The organism is Bosea beijingensis (genome assembly GCF_030758975.1).
Lineage (GTDB): Bacteria > Pseudomonadota > Alphaproteobacteria > Rhizobiales > Beijerinckiaceae > Allobosea > Allobosea beijingensis.
Genome location: NZ_CP132359.1, coordinates 1,234,604 through 1,250,769, shown reverse-complemented (window position 1 = coordinate 1,250,769; position 16,166 = coordinate 1,234,604). Strand labels below are relative to the sequence as shown.

Sequence of the window (16,166 nt, the reverse complement as noted above, 5' to 3'; positions counted from 1 at the left end):
AAGCCCCGGAATGACAAGGGTGGCGCTGATGATGGTCAATACCGGAACGGGCCGGAATCGAGCCCGCGATTGACCTGTCCGCGCACGCTGACCACCGAGCGGACCGGGCCGAGCGCGGTCTGGCCGCGGCTTTCGAGATAGACCATCCCGTCGGCCCGGCTGCCATAGCCGTTGCGGGAGCTCCGGCCGAACTCGGCGCGGACGGCACCGCCCGCCCGCACGCAGAACGCCGAGCCTTCCACACGGATGAAGCCCGCGCCGTATTCGGGGCAAGGGCGGGCGGCTGTGCCGGGCTTGGCGGCCGGTTTCGCGGAGGCCTCGTAAGGCGCGGATTTCCGCGGCAGCGGCTCGCCGATCGACTGTGCCGAAGCAGCCGTCGCGAAGCCGGTCAGGAGCAGGGCGAGAGCGGTGCGGAGCATTGGCTGAGATCCGTGGCGACGATTTCCGTTACTGAGCCAGCAAGGCGCAGTTATGGCAAGACCGAACGACAGGATCGTCAGACAGAAAAACCCCGGCGTGCGCCGGGGTGAGTATCCCTCGCGCTACGGGCTCTGTTGAATCAGAGCTGGTTCGAAACGCGCGAGCGGATCAGGAGATTGTCGGCCTGCTCCATGGTCGGCGCAAGCTCTATCCACATGGCGATCATGCGGATTTGTCATGATTCAGCGGGGAGTTTCGCCTCAACGCGATCGATGACTTTCCCCGCCTCTGCCGTAGACGAAAAAAGGCCCGGCTTGCGCCGGGCCTTGCATCGTCGAGGGTCGTCGCGCCGGAGCGCTCAGCGAGCGCGGGTGCGGACCTGGAAGACGTCGAAGCTGAGCTCGGCGACCTGCCACCAGAGATACTGGTCGGAGCGGAAGGCGGCCATGGCCTCGATCGCCTTCTTGAAGTCGGGGTTCTTGGCCGAGATCTCGGCATAGAGCTCGTTGGAGGCCTTGAGGCAGGCTTCCATCACGTCCTGCGGGAACGGGCGAAGCTGCGTGCCGGCCGCGACGAGGCGCTTCAGCGCCGGTGGGTTCACCACGTCGTAGCGCGCGGCCATCTGCGTGTTGGCATAGGTGCAGGCGGCGGTCAGCGCGGCCTGGTAGGCCTTCGGCAGGGCGTTCCACTTCTCCAGGTTGACGAAGGCGTGGACGGTCGGCCCGCCCTCCCAGAAGCCCGGGTAGTAGTAGTACGGCGCGACCTTCGAGAAGCCGAGCTTCTCGTCGTCATAGGGGCCGACCCACTCGGCGCCGTCGATCGTGCCCTTCTCGAGCGCCGGATAGATGTCGCCGCCGCCGAGCTGCTGCGGCACGAGGCCGAGCTTCTGCAGCACCGAGCCGGCGATGCCGCCGATGCGCATCTTCAGGCCCTGGATGTCGGCGACCGATTTGATCTCCTTGCGGAACCAGCCGCCCATCTGCGCGCCGGTATTGCCGCAGGGAATGCCGTGGATGTTGAACTTCTTGTAGAATTCGTTGAACAGCTCGTTGCCGCCGTTCTGGAACAGCCAGGCGTTCTGCTGGCGGGCATTGAGGCCGAACGGCACCGAGGCGGCGACCGCGAAGGTCGGGTCCTTGCCGACATAGTAATACGAGACGGTATGGGCCATCTCGACGGTGTTGTTGGTCACCGCGTCGGCCGCCTGCAGCGCCGGGACGATTTCACCGGCCGCGAAGACCTGGATCTGGAACTTCCCGTCTGTCAGCTCGGAGACCATCTTCGCCATGATCTCGGCGCCGGCATAGATCGTGTCGAGGGACTTCGGGAAGCTCGACGCCAGGCGCCATTTGATTTCCGGGCTCGACTGGGCGACGGCCGGCATGGCGACCGCGGTAGCAGCGGCGCCGGCCGCGGCGGTCTGGATAAACTGACGACGCTTCATCTAGAGACTCTCCTCGGATGTCTGGCGGGTGCGGGCGTTTCGAAACAGCTTCTGCCGCCCGGCGTTCGGAATCGGGTTGTAGCGAATGGATTTTCGAAGTGCGAGGGATTTCATCGCCAATTCTTGCGACTTTCGGCTAGTTTCCGCCCTCATCTTGGCGCGCTTCTCCGGGGGTGGTTAAAGCGGGCATGATCGAGACCGAAAACCTGCGCCTGCGCCGTCCCGAAATCGACGATCTGGACGCGATCCACGCGATGCGCAGCGACCCCGATATCCTCCGTTTCCTCGGCGGCCGGGCGCTGAACCGCGAGGAAGCCTGGCATCGGCTGGCCCGCCTCGTCGGCCAGTGGACCCTGCGCGGCTACGGCATGTTCGCAGTCGTCGAGAAGAGCAGCGGCGCCCTGGTCGGCGAGGTCGGACTGTTCGACGGCTGCCGGGGCCTGTCCCCCGATTTCGATAATGCGCCCGAAGCCGGCTGGATCCTGGCGCGCGCCGCGCACGGCAAAGGCTATGCGGGCGAGGCGGCGGCTGCGGCCCATCGCTGGTTCGCCGCGACCCATGGCGAAAAGCGCAGCGTCTGCATCATCGCGCCGGATAACCTTGCCTCCTTCCGCGTCGCGTACAAGCTCGGCTACAAGAGCTTCGGACAGGTCGATTACCAGAACGGGCCGGTGGTGATGCTGGAGCGCATCCCCGGCGGAAGGGCGTAAGGCGGGGAGGCCGGCATGGATCAGGACAGGCTCGCGAAGCTGCGGCAGCGTTATGCCGGCACTGGCGGCGGCGATATCAACGATCCGCATTTCGCCAAGGTGGCCGCGGCCCAGTTCACGGGCGACAAGCGCAAATGGCCCTTCGCCGATGTCGCGACCTTCGTCGGTGCGCCCTATCGTCCCGATGCCCTGGCCGCGCCCGGTCTCGGCGGGCTCGATGTCGCGATCATCGGCGTGCCCATGGATCTCGGCGTCACCAACCGTGCCGGCGCCCGCCTCGGGCCACGCGCCGTCCGCGCCATCGAGCGCATGGGTCCGATGGACCATGCGCTGGGCACCGCGCCCTTCACCATGCTGAAGGCGGCCGATATCGGCGACGTGCCCTTCCGCTCGCGCTATTCGCTGGAAAGCTGCCACGAGGATATCGAGGCGACCTTCCGGACGATCGTCGAGGCCGGCGTCTCGCCGCTCGCGGTCGGCGGCGACCATTCGATCACCTATTCGATCCTGAAGGCGGTCGGCGCGAAGCGCCCGGTCGGCATGGTGCATATCGACGCCCATTGCGACACCTCCGGCCCCTTCGAGGGCTCGAAATTCCACCATGGCGGGCCGTTCAGGCAGGCCGTGCTCGACGGCGTGCTCGATCCCGAGCGCGTGATCCAGATCGGCATCCGCGGCGGCGCCGAATATCTCTGGGAGTTCTCCTACGAGTCCGGCATGACCGTGATCCACGCCAACGAGGTCGATGATCTCGGCCTGGACGCCGTGATCGCCAAGGCGCTCGCCGTGATCGGCGACGGGCCGACCTATGTCTCCTTCGATGTCGATTCGCTCGATCCGGGCTTCGCGCCGGGCACCGGCACGCCGGAAGTGGGCGGCTTGAGCCCGCGCGAGGCGCTGGCGATCTTGCGGGCGCTGAAGGGACGCGACATCGTCGCCGCAGATGTCGTAGAAGTCGCCCCGCAATATGACGCGACCAGCAATACGGCGCAGTGTGCGGCGCAGGTGCTTTTCACCGAGCTCTGCCTGTTGGCTGAAGCGCGCGCCGCGGGAAAAGGAAGACCATGATTCGGATTCGATCGATCGCGCGGGTCGCCGCGCTGGGCGGGCTTTGCCTGCTGGCCCCGGCCGCCCGCGCCGAGGTGCCCGCCAACGGCAAGGCCTACATGGATGCCGCCTACGCCTCCGTCGAATCGCTGTTCAAGCTGTATGACGGCAAGCCCAGCCTGCCGCGGCTGTCGGACCCGGTCGATGGCAAGGTTCTTGTAGATGTCTGGAACGCTCAGGCCATCCTCGGCAAGCCGCCCTATGGCGCCGACGACCTGCAGACGCTGCTCGATTTCGTGAAGAAGCAAACCAGCATCCTGCAGGCCTATGCGTTGTTCTCGCCGCAGCCGGGCCGGAAGGCCCCGGATCAGGCGGCGAATGCCGTCGAATTCCAGGACGAGTTGACCCGGACGCGCGTCTTCCTGCTCCAGGCCGCGGGCGGCGTCCTGTCGGCGATCAACGATTTCGCCGTCAAGCTGAGGGAGCAGGACAAGACCGAGGAGCGCGCGCGCGGCCTGCGGGAGATGCGGCTCGGCCTTCAGGAGATCGTCGTCGGCTCGGCGCTGGCGCTGCGCAGCCCCGAGTTGCGGGATGCGAATCGCCTGTTGATCGCGCAGGCCTTCGCCGCGAATGCCGCCGGCATCGCCAGCGCGCTCGCTCCGCCGGACCGCAGCGCGCTTGTGTCGGCGCTCCAGGCGGTCCGTCCGACCCTGAAGCCGGAAGCACAGAAGGCGATCTCGGATTTCGCCACGGCCGTGACGGCCGCTCCCTGCGAGACCTTCTGCCTCGTCAACTGAGCGAGGCACCGCCCGCTTTTCAGGGGCGCGTCGCCAGCCAGATCACATGGCGCGCGCCGCCGCCGGTGCGGCGGGCGCGGGCCGTGACCTCTTCGGTGGCGAAGCCGGCCTGGCGCAAGCGCCGCGTGAAGCCATGGTCCGGTCCCGAGGACCAGACCGCCAGGATGCCGCCGGGCCGCAGCGCGGCCTTGGCGGCATGCAGCCCCGCTGCTCCGTAGAGCTGGTCGTTGCCGGCCACGGTCAATCCTTCCGGGCCATTGTCGACATCGAGCAGGATGGCGTCGTGGCGCCCCTTGCCGTTGACGATCGCGGCGGCGACGTCGGTGACGTTCACCCGCACGCGGGCATCGTCGAGGCAGCCGGCGAAGACCGCGGACATCGGCCCGCGCGCCCAGGCGACGACGGCGGGAATCAGCTCCGCCACCTCCACCTGCGCATCATCAGGCAGATGGCTGAGCGCGGCCCTGAGCGTGAAGCCCATGCCCAGCCCGCCGATCAGGATACTGGGCTGCCTGCGCTGCCCCAGCCGGTCGCAAACCAGTGTCGCCAGCGCCTCTTCCGAGCCGCTGAGGCGGCTGTTCATCAGCTCGTTGCTGCCGAGCATGATCGAGAATTCGGTGCCGCGCTGCTTCAGTCTGAGGTCGCCGCTGCCATCCGGCAAGACTGCGGTATCGAGGGTGGTCCAGGGTATCACGTCGCTCTCGCCTGTCTGGGAAGCCGCCTTATAGCGCATTCGGCCCGCCCGCCCGGTAGCCAAAACGATATGCGCTGATTGCATGAAATATCGTCATGGCCGCCGTTGATCGTTTGACGGTGCATGGCTATTTCATGTTGCGTTGCAGCATCGTCGCTGCTTTCCGTGAAAGTCCGCTATGACGCTCGCCGCGAATGATCGCAGCCTGGACGTATCCGCGTCCGCCCCGGCGCCCGCCTCGGCTGGGCTCGTGCTGTTCGCGCTCGCCATGGGCGGCTTCGCCATCGGCACCACCGAATTCGCGACGATGAGCCTGCTGCCCTATTTCTCGGCCGGCCTCGGTATCGACGAGCCGACCGCGGGCCATGTCATCAGCATCTATGCGCTCGGCGTCGTCATCGGCGCGCCGCTGATCGCCGTGCTGGCGGCCCGGATTCCGCGGCGCACGCTGCTGATCGGCCTGATGGGCCTCTTCGCGCTCGGCAATGCCCTGAGCGCGCTCGCTCCGACCTATCACTGGATGCTGGCTTTCCGCTTCCTGAGCGGTCTGCCGCACGGCGCCTATTTCGGCGTGGCGGCGCTGGTCGCGGCTTCGCTCGCCCAGCCGAATCGCCGGGCGCAGTCGGTGGCGCGCGTCATGCTCGGCTTGACGGTCGCGACCATCCTCGGCGTGCCCGCCGCGAGCTGGATGGGGCAGGTGCTGGGCTGGCGCACGGGCTTCGCCATCGTCGCCGGCCTCGCGCTGCTGACGGTCGCCCTTATCGCGCTGTTCGCGCCGCGCGACACCGTCCAGCCCGGCGCGAGCCCATTGCGGGAGCTCGGCGCCCTGAAGCGCCGGCAGGTCTGGCTGACGCTGGCGACCGGGGCGATCGGCTTCGGCGGCCTTTTCGCGGTCTACACCTATGTAGCCTCGACGCTGATGGCGGTGACCGCGGTTTCGCCTGCACTCGTGCCGGTCGTGCTCGCGATCTTCGGCCTGGGCCTGACCGCCGGCACGCTCGTCGCCGGCTGGGCCGCCGATCGCGCGCTCGTTCCCGCGACGGCCGGCATGCTGCTCTGGAGCGCCTTCTGGCTCGCGGCCTTTCCATTCGCGGCCGGCAATATCTGGGCGGTCTCGCTGGTGATCTTCATGATCGGCAGCGGCGGCGGGCTTGGCGCCATGCTGCAGACCCGCCTGATGGACGTCGCCGAGGACGCCCAGACCTTGGCCGCCGCGCTCAACCACAGCGCCTTCAACACCGCCAATGCGCTCGGCCCCTGGCTCGGCGGCATGGCGATCGCGGCCGGCTACGGCTGGACCTCGACCGGCTGGGTCGGCGCGGCGTTGGCTCTGGGTGGTCTCGCGATCTGGATCGTCGCTGTGCTCGACGCCCGGCGCTGAGCCGGAGGCGGCCGTTCCGCCACGGAACGAGCCTGTGCTTCTTTGGTCGTGTTGTGGCGCCAACCGCCGTTTTGGGCGTGCAAGCTGCGAAAAGCTGCGCCGCTCCCTCTTGCGAGCGGAACGAAACTGCGCCCAATCTGTCGCCACAGAACCGGACCGGGACAACAGCAAGACCGGCCGGCTGAATCTGCGGAGGTCCCATGAAGAGTTTCGTTCGTTTCATCGCGGCGGCGGCGTTGACGGTCGTCGGCGCGACGGGGGCGCTGGCCCAGGCCAAGGAGTGGAAGGAGATCCGGATCGGCACGGAAGGCGCCTATCCGCCCTACAACAACCTGAACGCCAAGAAGGAGCTCGAGGGCTTCGAGATCGATTACGGCAACCTGCTCTGCGAGAAGATGAAGGTGAAGTGTACCTGGGTCGTGCAGGACTGGGACGGCATCATCCCGGCGCTGCAGGCCAACAAATACGACGTCATCTTCGCCGGTATGAATGCGACTGACGAGCGCAAGAAGCAGGTCGATTTCACCTCGGTCTACAGCAAGACCCCGATCTGGGTGATCGGCCCGAAGAGCACCAAGTCCGACGACATCTCGCCGGCCGCGCTCAAGGGCAAGTCGATCGGCGCGCAGGGCTCGACGATCCACGCCAACTATGTCGAGAAGTTCTACAAGGACTCGACCGCGCGCCTCTACCCGACCCAGGAAGAGGCCAATCTCGATCTGCTCAACGGCCGTCTCGATTACATCGTCGCCGATGCGCTTGCCCTCGCCGATTTCCTCAAGGGGAAGGGCAAGGATTGCTGCAGGAAGATTGCCGAAGTGACGCGCGATAATGCCATCCACGGCCCCGGTGTCGCCGGTGCGGTCCGCAAGGCGGATACGGCGCTGAAGGACATGATCAGCAAGGCCATCGCCGAGACCATGGCCGACGGCTCGCACAAGAAGCTCGAGGACAAGTGGTTCAAGTACGACTGATCTGACATCTGACGACGATCAACCGCCGGCCGCCTCGGGCCGGCGGGCTTTAGTTCCTCGCGCGCGGCCCTTTCATGTTCGAAAAATTCGCTCTGCTTGGCTTCGGAGCCGGCGGCTGGGGCTGGGCCCTGCTGCAAGGCGCGGCCAACACCATCTCGGTCGCGCTCGCGACCCTGCCGTTCGGCCTTGCGCTCGGCCTCATCATCGCGCTGTGGAAGCGTTCCGACTACGTGGTCCTGCGGGCGCTGGCGACGATCTATACAACCGTCTTCCGGGGCGTGCCGGAGCTTCTGACCCTCTACATTATCTATTTCGGCATCCAGGTGCTGGTGCAGAAGGTCTGGACCGGTTTCTCGATCCCGCCCTTCGGTGCGGGCATGGTCGCGCTCGGCATGGTGCTCGCCGCCTTCTCCAGCGAAGTCTGGGTCGGTGCGCTGAACTCGATCCAGAAGGGCCAGCGTGAGGCGGCTGCGGCGCTCGGCCTCTCGAAGGCACAGGCCTTCCGGCTCGTCGTCTTCCCGCAACTGATCCGCGTGGCGCTGCCCGGTCTCGGCAATAACTGGATGGTGCTGCTGAAGGAGACCTCGCTGATCTCGGTGATCACGCTGCAGGACATCATGTTCATCGCGACACGGGCCAATGTCGTGACCAAGGAGCCGTTCCTGTTCTTCGGCACGGCGATGCTGCTCTACTTCTTCTTTTCGCTGGTTTCGGCCTGGGGCATCGACAAGCTCGAGCAGCGCACCAATCGCGGCCAGGCCGCCTTCGGCGGAGCGACGCGATGAACTGGTGCGAATATCCCGGGTATTTCGTCGGCAGCGAGGTCCTGCAGAACTACGGCTGCCGTATGGCGAGCGGCCTCTGGGTCACCTTCGAGCTCGTGGTGATCTCGGTCGCCATCGGCTTCTTTCTTGCCCTTGGCCTTGCCATCACTCGGCTTTACGGCCCGCGCTGGGCGCGGATGGCGGTCAGCGGCTACACCACCTTCCTGCGCGGCACGCCGCTGCTCTGCCAGCTCTTCCTCGTCTATTACGGCCTCGGCCAGTTCCGCGAGTTCTGGCAGGGCATCGGCCTGTGGTGGTTCTTCCGCGAACCGTTCTTCTGCGCGCTCTTCACCTTCACCATCAACACGGCCGCCTATCAGGCCGAAATCCTGCGCGGCGCCATCCAGGCGATCCCGCGCGGGCAGTTCGAGGGCGCGCTCTCGCTCGGCCTGCATCGCTGGTCGACGCTGCGCCTCGTCGTGCTGCCGCAGGCGATGATCCTGGCGCTGCGCCCGCTCGGCAACGAATTGATCGTGATGATCAAGTCGAGCGCGATCGTCTCGCTGGTGACGCTGTTCGACCTGATGGGCGCGACGCGGCTCGCCTTCGCCCGTTCCTTCGATCTCACGATCTATCTCTATGCAGCGCTGATCTATCTGGTGCTGGTCGAGATCATCCGCCGCGTCTGGGACAGGCTGGAGATCAGGCTGAGCCGGCACATGGCGCTGCGCTGATCTGGCCTCAGCCGGGCATGGTGAGAATCACCGCCCCGCGCGGGGTCGCGACGACGGTGTGCTCGTACTGGACGGTGGGGGCGCAAGGATCGCTGTAGAGTGTCCAGCGATCATCCTCGGCATTCTCCGCCCAGTCAGCGCCCAGCGACAGGAACGGCTCGACGGTGAAGACGAGCCCGTTCGTCATCGTCCGGCGTTCGCTTCGATCGGGCCATGTCGCGATTTCCGTGGGCTCCTCGTGGAGCGAGCGGCCGACGCCATGGCTCGCGAGATTGCGCACCAGCGTGTAACCGTTCTTCTCGGCGAAGCGCCCGACCGCCCGGCCGATCCCGGCCAGTGGCTTGCCGGCCCCGACCTGTCCGATGCCGGCCCAGAGCGCGCGGCGGCCGTCGCGGCACAGCCGGTCCAGCTTCGGCTTGACCGGTGGCACGGCGAAGGACGCGCCGGTATCGCCGAAGAAGCCGTTCTTCTCGGCGGAGACGTCGATGTTGACGAGATCACCGGCGAGGATGCGCCGCGCGCCGGGAATGCCGTGGGCGATCTCCTCGTTGACGCTGATGCAGGTCGCGCCGGGGAACTCGTAGGCGAGCTCCGGGGCAGGGCGCGCGCCGTGGCGTTCGAGGTAGTCGCGGCCGATCGCGTCGAGCTCGGCCGTGGTCATGCCGGGCTCGATCGCCTTGCCCATGGTCGCGAGCGCGCGGGCCACGATCCCGCCGATCTCCTTCAGCGCCTGCAATTCATCGTCGTTGGATATGGTCATGGGCTGGAGCTAAGCCGCGCGCCTTGCACCCGCAAGGGAAAAGCCGCATGGGCGGATAGCGTGCAATCGCCTTTCCCGCCCGGCGCCCGCGCGCTAAAGCCTGAACATCATCGAAGAAAAGCGGGAGTTCGGCATGGCCAAAGTCGCATTCATCGGTCTCGGCGTGATGGGGTTCCCCATGGCCGGCCATCTCAAGGCCAAGGGGCATGAGGTCACCGTCTACAACCGCAACCCGACGAAGGCGCAGGAATGGGTCTCTCGCCATGCCGGCCTCTCGGCGCCAACCCCGGCCGATGCCGCCAAGGGCCAGGAAATCGTCTTCTGCTGCGTCGGCAACGACGACGACTTGCGCTCGGTGACGATTGGAGAGAACGGCGCCTTCGCCGGCATGGAGAAGGGCGCGGTCTTCGTCGACCACACCACGGCTTCCGCCAATGTCGCGCGCGAGCTCTATGAGGCCGCGAAGCAGGGCGGTTTCGGCTTCGTCGATGCGCCCGTCTCCGGCGGTCAGGCCGGTGCCGAGAACGGCGTGCTGACCGTGATGTGCGGCGGCGAGCCGGAAACCTATGCCCGGGTCGAGCCGGTGATCGCGAGCTTCGCCCGCATGTGCAAGCTGATGGGTCCGGCCGGCTCCGGCCAGCTCACCAAGATGGTCAACCAGATCTGCATCGCCGGCCTCGTCCAGGGCCTGTCCGAGGGCGTGCATTTCGCCAAGCGCGCCGGGCTCGATGTCGAGACCATGCTGGAGGTCATCTCCAAGGGCGCCGCCGGCTCCTGGCAGATGGAGAACCGCGGCAAGACCATGAACCAGAACAAGTTCGATTTCGGCTTTGCCGTCGACTGGATGCGCAAGGATCTCGGCATCGTTCTCGACGAGGCTCGCCGCAACGGCGCGCAATTGCCGGTCACCGCGCTGGTCGACCAGTTCTATGCCGAGGTCCAGAAGATGGGCGGCAAGCGCTGGGATACGTCCAGCCTGATCGCCCGCCTCGAAGGCTGAGACCGTGCTGGCCCGGCGCCACCTTTGCTTCGGGCAGAGCCTCCCTGTCATTCCGGGGCGCGCCGGAGGCGCGAACCCGGAACCCACGACGGGGTGAGACATCAGGTATTCGGTTGCGAGCCGCTCACCCCGTCGTGGGTTCCGGGTTCTTCGCTCTGCGAAGCCCCGGAATGACAAGCGAGTTGCTCATGGTGCCTGCGGCCGCGGGCGAACGAACCAGACGGCGGCGAGGCCCGCCGTCGTCAAAAGCCAGATCAGCAGATTCATCGATTGCGGCCAGATCGTCACGAGCCAACTGACCAGTACGGTCAGCGCCGCACTGAAGCCGAGCTGGGTCGCGCCCAATAGCCCGGCCGCGGAGCCCGCCAGTTCGGGGCGAGCCGAGAGCGCCTCGGCCGTCGCACCGGGGATCGTCATGCCGTTGCCGACCGCATTCACGGCCAGGGGCAGGAACAGCGCCAGCGGCGACCACCAGGGCGTGAACGACAGGGCCATCGCCACCGCGGTCCCGAAAAAGGAGATCACGAGCCCGCGCCGCACCATCGTCTGAGTGCCGACGCGCACCGCCAATCGCGACATCGCGAAATTGCCGATCATGTAGCCGAAGGCGTTGAGGATGAAATAGGTGCCGTAGACGTCCGAGCCGCGCCCCATCGTCTCGACGACGATATAGGGCGTCGCCGCGATGAAGACGAAGAAGGCGGATGAGGCCGACGACCCCACCACGACGTTCAGCATGAAGTCGCGGTTGCGCACGAGTTGAGGAAAGACGCGGAAGACGCCGAAAAGCGAGCTTTGCTGGCCGAGATTGGGCGCAGTCTCCGGCAGGCGCGCGAGCGTGAAGGCGAGCACGGCAGCGCCGAACAGCGTCATGAACCAGAAGATCGCGCGCCAGCCGAAAGCCGTCTCGATCTGGCCGCCGAGCCAGGGTGCGAGCATCGGCGCCACCACCATCACCATCGTGACGGTGGCGATCTGGCTCGCCGCATGGTCGCGGTCGGCGGTGTCGCGGATGATGGCGCGCGACAGTGCGAAGACAGCGCCGCCGCCGGCACCTTCCAGCACCCGCGCGAGCAACAGCATATGGGTCGTGGGGGCAAGCGCGCCCAGCACCGAGCCCAGCACGAACAGGGCGGTGCCGGCATTGACGCAGGGGCGACGGCCGAAACGATCCGAGAGCGGCCCGATCACGAGCTGAGTCACGGCGACTGCCACGAGGAACAGCGTCAGCGTGAGCTGGATCGTGGCGTAGTTCGACTCGAAATGCCGGGCGAGCGCTGGCGTGGCTGGCGCGAGCAGGTTGAGCGCGATCGGCTGCAGCGCCGAGATCGCGACGAGGATCGCGAGCGTGGGCTTGACCGCAGCCGCCGTCATACGGCGCGCTTTCGCGTGAGCTTCAGGTTGGAATCGGGCCTCACGCGCTGCCGATGCATGGTGTAGAGCCCGCTGCCGACGATGAGCGCGACGCCGATGAAGGCGTAGAGATCCGGCACGTCGCCCCAGACGGCATAGCCCAGCACGGTGGCGAAGACGACGATGGCGTAGCGATATTGCGAGATCACGCCGACATCGGTACGCCGGAAGGCGCCGATGATGAAGAAGGTGCCGGCCGTGACGAGGATGGCGGCAAGCGCGACATAAAGGGTCTCGATGCGCCAGATCGGCAGCCACTGCTCGGTGAAGCCATAGGCGAGTGCGACGAGCCCGACGAGGACGGTCGTGGTCAGCGACACCACGGTGGAGGGCACGTCGTCGCCGATGGTGCGGGTTGTCAGGTCGCGGCCGGCGACGAGGATGGCGCTGATGACGGCAACGATGGCGGCGGCATTGAAGGATTCGGCGCCCGGGCGGACCACGAACAGCACGCCGACGAAGCCGACGGCCAGCGCCATCACCCGCCGCCAGCCGACGCGTTCCATACCCAGCAGCACCGCCAGCGCGACGATCAGCAGGGGGGAAGCCATGTTGATCGCGGTGAGATTGGCGAGCGGCATCAGGCCGAGCGACCAGCCGAAGGTCAGCGCGCCGAAGGCCTCGATGATGCCCCGTTGCAGCACGCGCGGGCGGAATGCCAGGCGCAGCCGGTCGCTCTCCCGCGCTGCGAAGACGAGCGCGAAACCGATCACCACCGCGAAACAGGCCCGCAGCGCAATCGCCTGCCCGGCCGGATAGGCCTCGCGCGCGAGCTTCATGAACACGTCGTTGATGACGAAGAGCGACATCGCCGCGAGCATGAAGATGATGCCGCGGCGGTTTTCGGCTGCATTGGCCAAGACTGGGTTCCGGTTCGTGAGGCTTCAGGCCGGCAGGCGTGACAGGGAGAACGGCTTCAGGTCGAACGGGGACTGCCCGGTGGTCGACAGGTCGGCGAGGATCTCGCCGATCGCGCTCGCGAACTTGAAGCCGTGGCCCGAGCAGGCCGAGGCGAAGACGGCTTGCGGCACGCCGGGCACGGTATCGATGATGAAGTCCTCATCCGGCGATACAGTGTAGACGCAGCCCTTAACGGTCAGCGGCTCGCCGGCGGCGTCCGGGAGATAGCGCGCCAGGCATTCGCGGATCAGCCTGATCTGGTTCTCGCTTGGCGTGCGGTCCGGCTCGCGCGGATCGATCGGCTCGCGCCCGAAATGCGGTCCCCCGAGCTTGAAGCCCGGATGCTCGTAGAGCGGGAAACCGTAGAAGGTGCCCTCGTCGGCACTGAGGATGAAGACCGGGAAGGCGTCCTCGCGGAACAGTTCCGGGCGACGCGTCGTAAACCAGCCGATCGCCTGCTTCACCGTGTTGATCTGTTTCGCCAGCGCCGGCACCGCATCAGTGACCCAGCCTCCGGAGGTGATGACCAGACGCCCGGCCGAATAGGTCCCGCGTTCGGTGCGCACGATGACGCCGCCCTGGGCCGTCGGCGTCCAGTCCAGCATCGGCTCATTCGTGCGGATCTCGGCACCGCGCGATTGCGCCAGTCCGACATGAGCGTAGATCGCCTTTTCCGAGGCGACAAAGCCGCCATCCGGCTGCCACAGGCCGATATGTCCCGCCGGCAACTGGAAAGCCGGGAAGCGCCGCGTCACTTCGCTGCCTTCTAGGACTTCATGCGTCAGCCCGTGGTCGATGCAGGATTTCAACGAGGATTCGACCGGCCCGCCGCCTTTCGGGGCGAGATCGAGCGAGCCTGTGACATGGAGCAGCTTCATTCCGGCCTGCTCGCCGGTCTGCGCCCACAATTCATGCGCCCGCTTGACGATAGGCACGTAATGCGAGCCCTCGAAATAGGCGAGGCGGATGATCCGGGTCAGCCCGTGCGAGGAGCCCATCGCATGGCCGAGATCGAAGCGCTCGAGCCCGAGCACCTTGAGCCCGCGCTGGGCCAGGTGCCAGCAGGCGGCGGACCCCATGGCGCCGACGCCGGCGACGATGACGTCATAGCTGTGCTCGCTCATGGCTGCCTGTTCCGTTGACGCATGACTGCCAGCCATACAGGCGGCGGCGGCGGGGGTCCAATGCGTCTCCGGCAAGGGCGTCGTGCGACGGTATGGAAGCTTTTGTTAACGGGCCGGGACGATAACCGGACCCGAGCTTGACCTATGGTGAGACTGGGTGGGGATGCAGGGCAGGATTCGACGCTGGCTGGGCGCCCGACATGCGGTGGAGGAAATCCCCGCAGCGCTGCCGGTGGCGGAAGCCGCCTCTCAGGTGGCAATCCTGCCTTACGATGCGTCCGCTCATGACGCGGTCAACGACATCGAGCGCGACATCCTGCTCGCGATGCAGCGACTGACCAAGGAGCTGGGCGAGGTCGAGCAGCGCTCGGCCGAGTCCGAAAGCGGTTCGCGCACCATCCTCGAAAATGCCGGCAGCATGCGCATGGCCGTCGGCGCCGCCAGCGAGAACGCCTCCGCGCTTGCTGCCGCGACCCATCAGGTCTCGCAGGCGGCCGAGCAGGTCGACGGTGCCATGGTCGATGTCCGCGACAAGCTGGATGCCGCGGTCTCGCGCGCCGGCGAGGCGAAGGTGATGCTGGACGGGCTCGCCGTCGCGACCGGGGAGATCAGGGGTATCGTCGATTCCATCGCAGAGATCGCGCGCCAGACCAATCTGCTTGCACTCAACGCGGCGATCGAAGCTGCGCGTGCCGGCGAGGCCGGGCGCGGCTTCGGCGTCGTCGCCCATGAGGTGAAGTCGCTTGCGGTCGAGGTCAGCGACGCGGTCGGCCATATCCGCGAGCGCGTCGATCGCCTGACCCGCGCCGCCCAGGGCTCGACCGGCATCGTCAACGACACCTTGCAGATCGTGCGGGACGTCAATCCGATCATGGCGACGATCGGGCGCGCGTCCCAGGAGCAGGCGAGCTCGACCGCCGAGCTCTCCCGCAATGCGCGGGAGGCCGCCCTCTTCGTCGAGGGCGTCGCGCGTCGCGCTGGCGAGATCGACCGCATCGCGCATGAAACGGTTGCGGAGAACGAGTGCGCTCGCCTGGCCACCCAGAAGGGCAGCCGTCTGGTCGGCAACATGCTCAGGCGCTTCAAGCCCGTGCTGCGTCATTCGGCCTTCGCGGACCGGCGCCGCTTCGACCGCTTTCCGACGGCGCGCAGCGCGCATCTTGCCCTCGGCAGTGCCGATATTTCCGGCCGGCTCGTCGATCTCGGCCGCGGCGGCGCGCTGCTGGCCGGTTCGCATCAGGCCCGGTTGCCGCTCGGCAGCGCAGGCGTGGTCACGATCGAAGGCCTGCCGCCGCTGCCTTGCCGCATGACCGGCGCCAGCGAGCACGGCCTGCACCTCGCCTTCGCGGGGGATGCCGCCGCCGGCTGCGGCGAGCTGGCGGGCATGATCGAGGAGATCGAGCGCTTCTGGCGCCCGCTGATCGAGCGCGCCCAGGACTTTGCCCGCGCGATCGCCGCCGCGATGGAAGAGGCGATCGATCGCGGACTGCTCTCCGAGGAGGATCTCTTCGACCTTCGCTATGTCCCGGTTCCCGAGAGCGACCCACGGCAATATCTGAGCCCAAGTCTGCCGGCACTCGAAACCATCCTGCCGCCGCTTCTTGCCGGTGCGCTCGGCTCCGATGAACGTCTGGTCTTCGCGCTGCCAAGCGATCGCAACGGCTATCTGCCGGTCCATCATGCCGCCTGGTCCCAGCAGCCGCGCACCGGCGATGCCGCCTGGAACGCGGCTCATGCCCGCAATCGACGGATCGTCGACAGCCGTGCGGGCTTGAGCGCCGGGCGTTCGATCCGCCCCTTCCTGATCCAGCTCAGCCGGCATGAACACGAGGATGGCCGCAGCGAATTGCTGAGCGAGGTCAACGCGCCCTTGCGCGTTCGTGGCCGCCATTGGGGCGGGGTGCGGATGGCCTACCGGCTCTGAAGGTGTCATCCCGTGCGCGCTGCGGCGCGGAGTGCCGCTGCGCGGACACGGGATCGTCTTCAGAAGCGGGCGCCTTTCTC

At 67.0% G+C, this 16,166-nt stretch carries 16 protein-coding genes; 9 read left to right on the top strand and 7 right to left on the bottom strand.

The genetic code is table 11. From position 1 onward, the window contains the following. Positions 1 to 35: 35 nt before the first annotated feature. Complete coding sequence (locus tag Q9235_RS06115; protein ID WP_306225934.1) at positions 36 to 419, bottom strand: porin family protein; 384 nt, start codon at positions 417 to 419, stop codon at positions 36 to 38. A gap of 359 nt (positions 420 to 778) precedes the next feature. Further along, entirely contained in the window at positions 779 to 1,864 is a 1,086-nt protein-coding gene (locus Q9235_RS06110; RefSeq protein WP_306225933.1) for a TRAP transporter substrate-binding protein, read from the bottom strand. 188 nt (positions 1,865 to 2,052) lie between these two features. Here Q9235_RS06110 and Q9235_RS06105 point away from each other — a divergent pair, with 188 nt between their 5' ends. The 3 genes from Q9235_RS06105 to Q9235_RS06095 are packed head-to-tail and all read left to right on the top strand — an operon-like array spanning position 2,053 to position 4,418. Next, on the top strand, positions 2,053 to 2,574 hold the full coding sequence (locus tag Q9235_RS06105) for a GNAT family N-acetyltransferase (RefSeq protein ID WP_306225932.1): 522 nt from the start codon (positions 2,053 to 2,055) through the stop codon (positions 2,572 to 2,574). Positions 2,575 to 2,589: 15 nt separating this feature from the next. Next, positions 2,590 to 3,642 (top strand): agmatinase, encoded by a 1,053-nt coding sequence (gene speB, locus Q9235_RS06100; RefSeq protein ID WP_306225931.1) that lies wholly within the window; start codon positions 2,590 to 2,592, stop codon positions 3,640 to 3,642. Continuing rightward, positions 3,639 to 4,418, top strand: coding sequence for a hypothetical protein (locus Q9235_RS06095; RefSeq protein ID WP_306225930.1), 780 nt, complete (start codon positions 3,639 to 3,641; stop codon positions 4,416 to 4,418). The genes speB and Q9235_RS06095 overlap by 4 nt, the downstream gene beginning before the upstream one ends. A 19-nt stretch (positions 4,419 to 4,437) precedes the next feature. Here Q9235_RS06095 and Q9235_RS06090 read toward each other — a convergent pair whose 3' ends face one another. After that, positions 4,438 to 5,112 carry a spermidine synthase family protein gene (locus tag Q9235_RS06090; RefSeq protein ID WP_306228133.1) on the bottom strand — a complete coding sequence of 225 codons (675 nt, stop codon included), beginning with the start codon at positions 5,110 to 5,112 and terminating at the stop codon, positions 4,438 to 4,440. 178 nt (positions 5,113 to 5,290) lie between these two features. On the opposite strand from Q9235_RS06090, the gene Q9235_RS06085 reads away from it, so the two are divergent. The 4 genes from Q9235_RS06085 (at position 5,291) to Q9235_RS06070 (ending at position 8,965) form a co-directional block, all read left to right on the top strand. Further along, a complete protein-coding gene (locus Q9235_RS06085) occupies positions 5,291 to 6,493 on the top strand; it encodes an MFS transporter (protein ID WP_306225929.1) in 1,203 nt (400 codons plus the stop codon). A 200-nt stretch (positions 6,494 to 6,693) separates the two neighbouring features. Continuing rightward, complete coding sequence (locus Q9235_RS06080) at positions 6,694 to 7,467, top strand: transporter substrate-binding domain-containing protein (protein WP_306225928.1); 774 nt, start codon at positions 6,694 to 6,696, stop codon at positions 7,465 to 7,467. Positions 7,468 to 7,541: 74 nt separating this feature from the next. Beyond that, positions 7,542 to 8,252 carry an ABC transporter permease gene (locus Q9235_RS06075; RefSeq protein ID WP_306225927.1) on the top strand — a complete coding sequence of 237 codons (711 nt, stop codon included), beginning with the start codon at positions 7,542 to 7,544 and terminating at the stop codon, positions 8,250 to 8,252. Beyond that, on the top strand, positions 8,249 to 8,965 hold the full coding sequence (locus Q9235_RS06070; RefSeq protein WP_306225926.1) for an ABC transporter permease: 717 nt from the start codon (positions 8,249 to 8,251) through the stop codon (positions 8,963 to 8,965). Before Q9235_RS06075 ends, Q9235_RS06070 begins: the two co-directional genes overlap by 4 nt. Positions 8,966 to 8,972: 7 nt before the next feature. Here the strand turns inward: Q9235_RS06070 and map are convergent, their stop codons facing one another. Then, a complete protein-coding gene (gene map, locus Q9235_RS06065; protein ID WP_306225925.1) occupies positions 8,973 to 9,725 on the bottom strand; it encodes a type I methionyl aminopeptidase in 753 nt (250 codons plus the stop codon). Between the two features lie 133 nt (positions 9,726 to 9,858). Here map and Q9235_RS06060 point away from each other — a divergent pair, with 133 nt between their 5' ends. Then, positions 9,859 to 10,725 carry an NAD(P)-dependent oxidoreductase gene (locus tag Q9235_RS06060; protein ID WP_306225924.1) on the top strand — a complete coding sequence of 289 codons (867 nt, stop codon included), beginning with the start codon at positions 9,859 to 9,861 and terminating at the stop codon, positions 10,723 to 10,725. Between the two features lie 186 nt (positions 10,726 to 10,911). Here Q9235_RS06060 and Q9235_RS06055 read toward each other — a convergent pair whose 3' ends face one another. From Q9235_RS06055 to solA, 3 genes are read right to left on the bottom strand one after another with little or no spacing between them, the layout of a single operon-like run. Next, positions 10,912 to 12,099, bottom strand: a complete 1,188-nt coding sequence (locus Q9235_RS06055) for a multidrug effflux MFS transporter (RefSeq protein WP_306225923.1) — start codon at positions 12,097 to 12,099, stop codon at positions 10,912 to 10,914. Beyond that, complete coding sequence (locus Q9235_RS06050; RefSeq protein WP_306225922.1) at positions 12,096 to 12,998, bottom strand: DMT family transporter; 903 nt, start codon at positions 12,996 to 12,998, stop codon at positions 12,096 to 12,098. The genes Q9235_RS06055 and Q9235_RS06050 overlap by 4 nt, the downstream gene beginning before the upstream one ends. 24 nt (positions 12,999 to 13,022) lie before the next feature. Beyond that, entirely contained in the window at positions 13,023 to 14,162 is a 1,140-nt protein-coding gene (gene solA, locus Q9235_RS06045; RefSeq protein WP_306225921.1) for an N-methyl-L-tryptophan oxidase, read from the bottom strand. 163 nt (positions 14,163 to 14,325) lie between these two features. Between solA and Q9235_RS06040 the strand changes: the two genes are divergently transcribed. Further along, complete coding sequence (locus tag Q9235_RS06040; RefSeq protein WP_306225920.1) at positions 14,326 to 16,086, top strand: methyl-accepting chemotaxis protein; 1,761 nt, start codon at positions 14,326 to 14,328, stop codon at positions 16,084 to 16,086. Positions 16,087 to 16,166: the final 80 nt, after the last annotated feature.

Coding starts and splice junctions, on each gene's coding strand:
- Q9235_RS06070 (WP_306225926.1), top strand. CDS start 8,249: ATGAACTGGTGCGAATATCCCGGGTATTTCGTCGGCAGCGAGGTCCTG.
- Q9235_RS06080 (WP_306225928.1), top strand. CDS start 6,694: ATGAAGAGTTTCGTTCGTTTCATCGCGGCGGCGGCGTTGACGGTCGTC.
- map (WP_306225925.1), bottom strand. CDS start 9,725: ATGACCATATCCAACGACGATGAATTGCAGGCGCTGAAGGAGATCGGC.
- solA (WP_306225921.1), bottom strand. CDS start 14,162: ATGAGCGAGCACAGCTATGACGTCATCGTCGCCGGCGTCGGCGCCATG.
- Q9235_RS06085 (WP_306225929.1), top strand. CDS start 5,291: ATGACGCTCGCCGCGAATGATCGCAGCCTGGACGTATCCGCGTCCGCC.
- Q9235_RS06055 (WP_306225923.1), bottom strand. CDS start 12,099: ATGACGGCGGCTGCGGTCAAGCCCACGCTCGCGATCCTCGTCGCGATC.
- speB (WP_306225931.1), top strand. CDS start 2,590: ATGGATCAGGACAGGCTCGCGAAGCTGCGGCAGCGTTATGCCGGCACT.
- Q9235_RS06075 (WP_306225927.1), top strand. CDS start 7,542: ATGTTCGAAAAATTCGCTCTGCTTGGCTTCGGAGCCGGCGGCTGGGGC.
- Q9235_RS06110 (WP_306225933.1), bottom strand. CDS start 1,864: ATGAAGCGTCGTCAGTTTATCCAGACCGCCGCGGCCGGCGCCGCTGCT.
- Q9235_RS06060 (WP_306225924.1), top strand. CDS start 9,859: ATGGCCAAAGTCGCATTCATCGGTCTCGGCGTGATGGGGTTCCCCATG.
- Q9235_RS06095 (WP_306225930.1), top strand. CDS start 3,639: ATGATTCGGATTCGATCGATCGCGCGGGTCGCCGCGCTGGGCGGGCTT.
- Q9235_RS06040 (WP_306225920.1), top strand. CDS start 14,326: ATGCAGGGCAGGATTCGACGCTGGCTGGGCGCCCGACATGCGGTGGAG.
- Q9235_RS06115 (WP_306225934.1), bottom strand. CDS start 419: ATGCTCCGCACCGCTCTCGCCCTGCTCCTGACCGGCTTCGCGACGGCT.
- Q9235_RS06105 (WP_306225932.1), top strand. CDS start 2,053: ATGATCGAGACCGAAAACCTGCGCCTGCGCCGTCCCGAAATCGACGAT.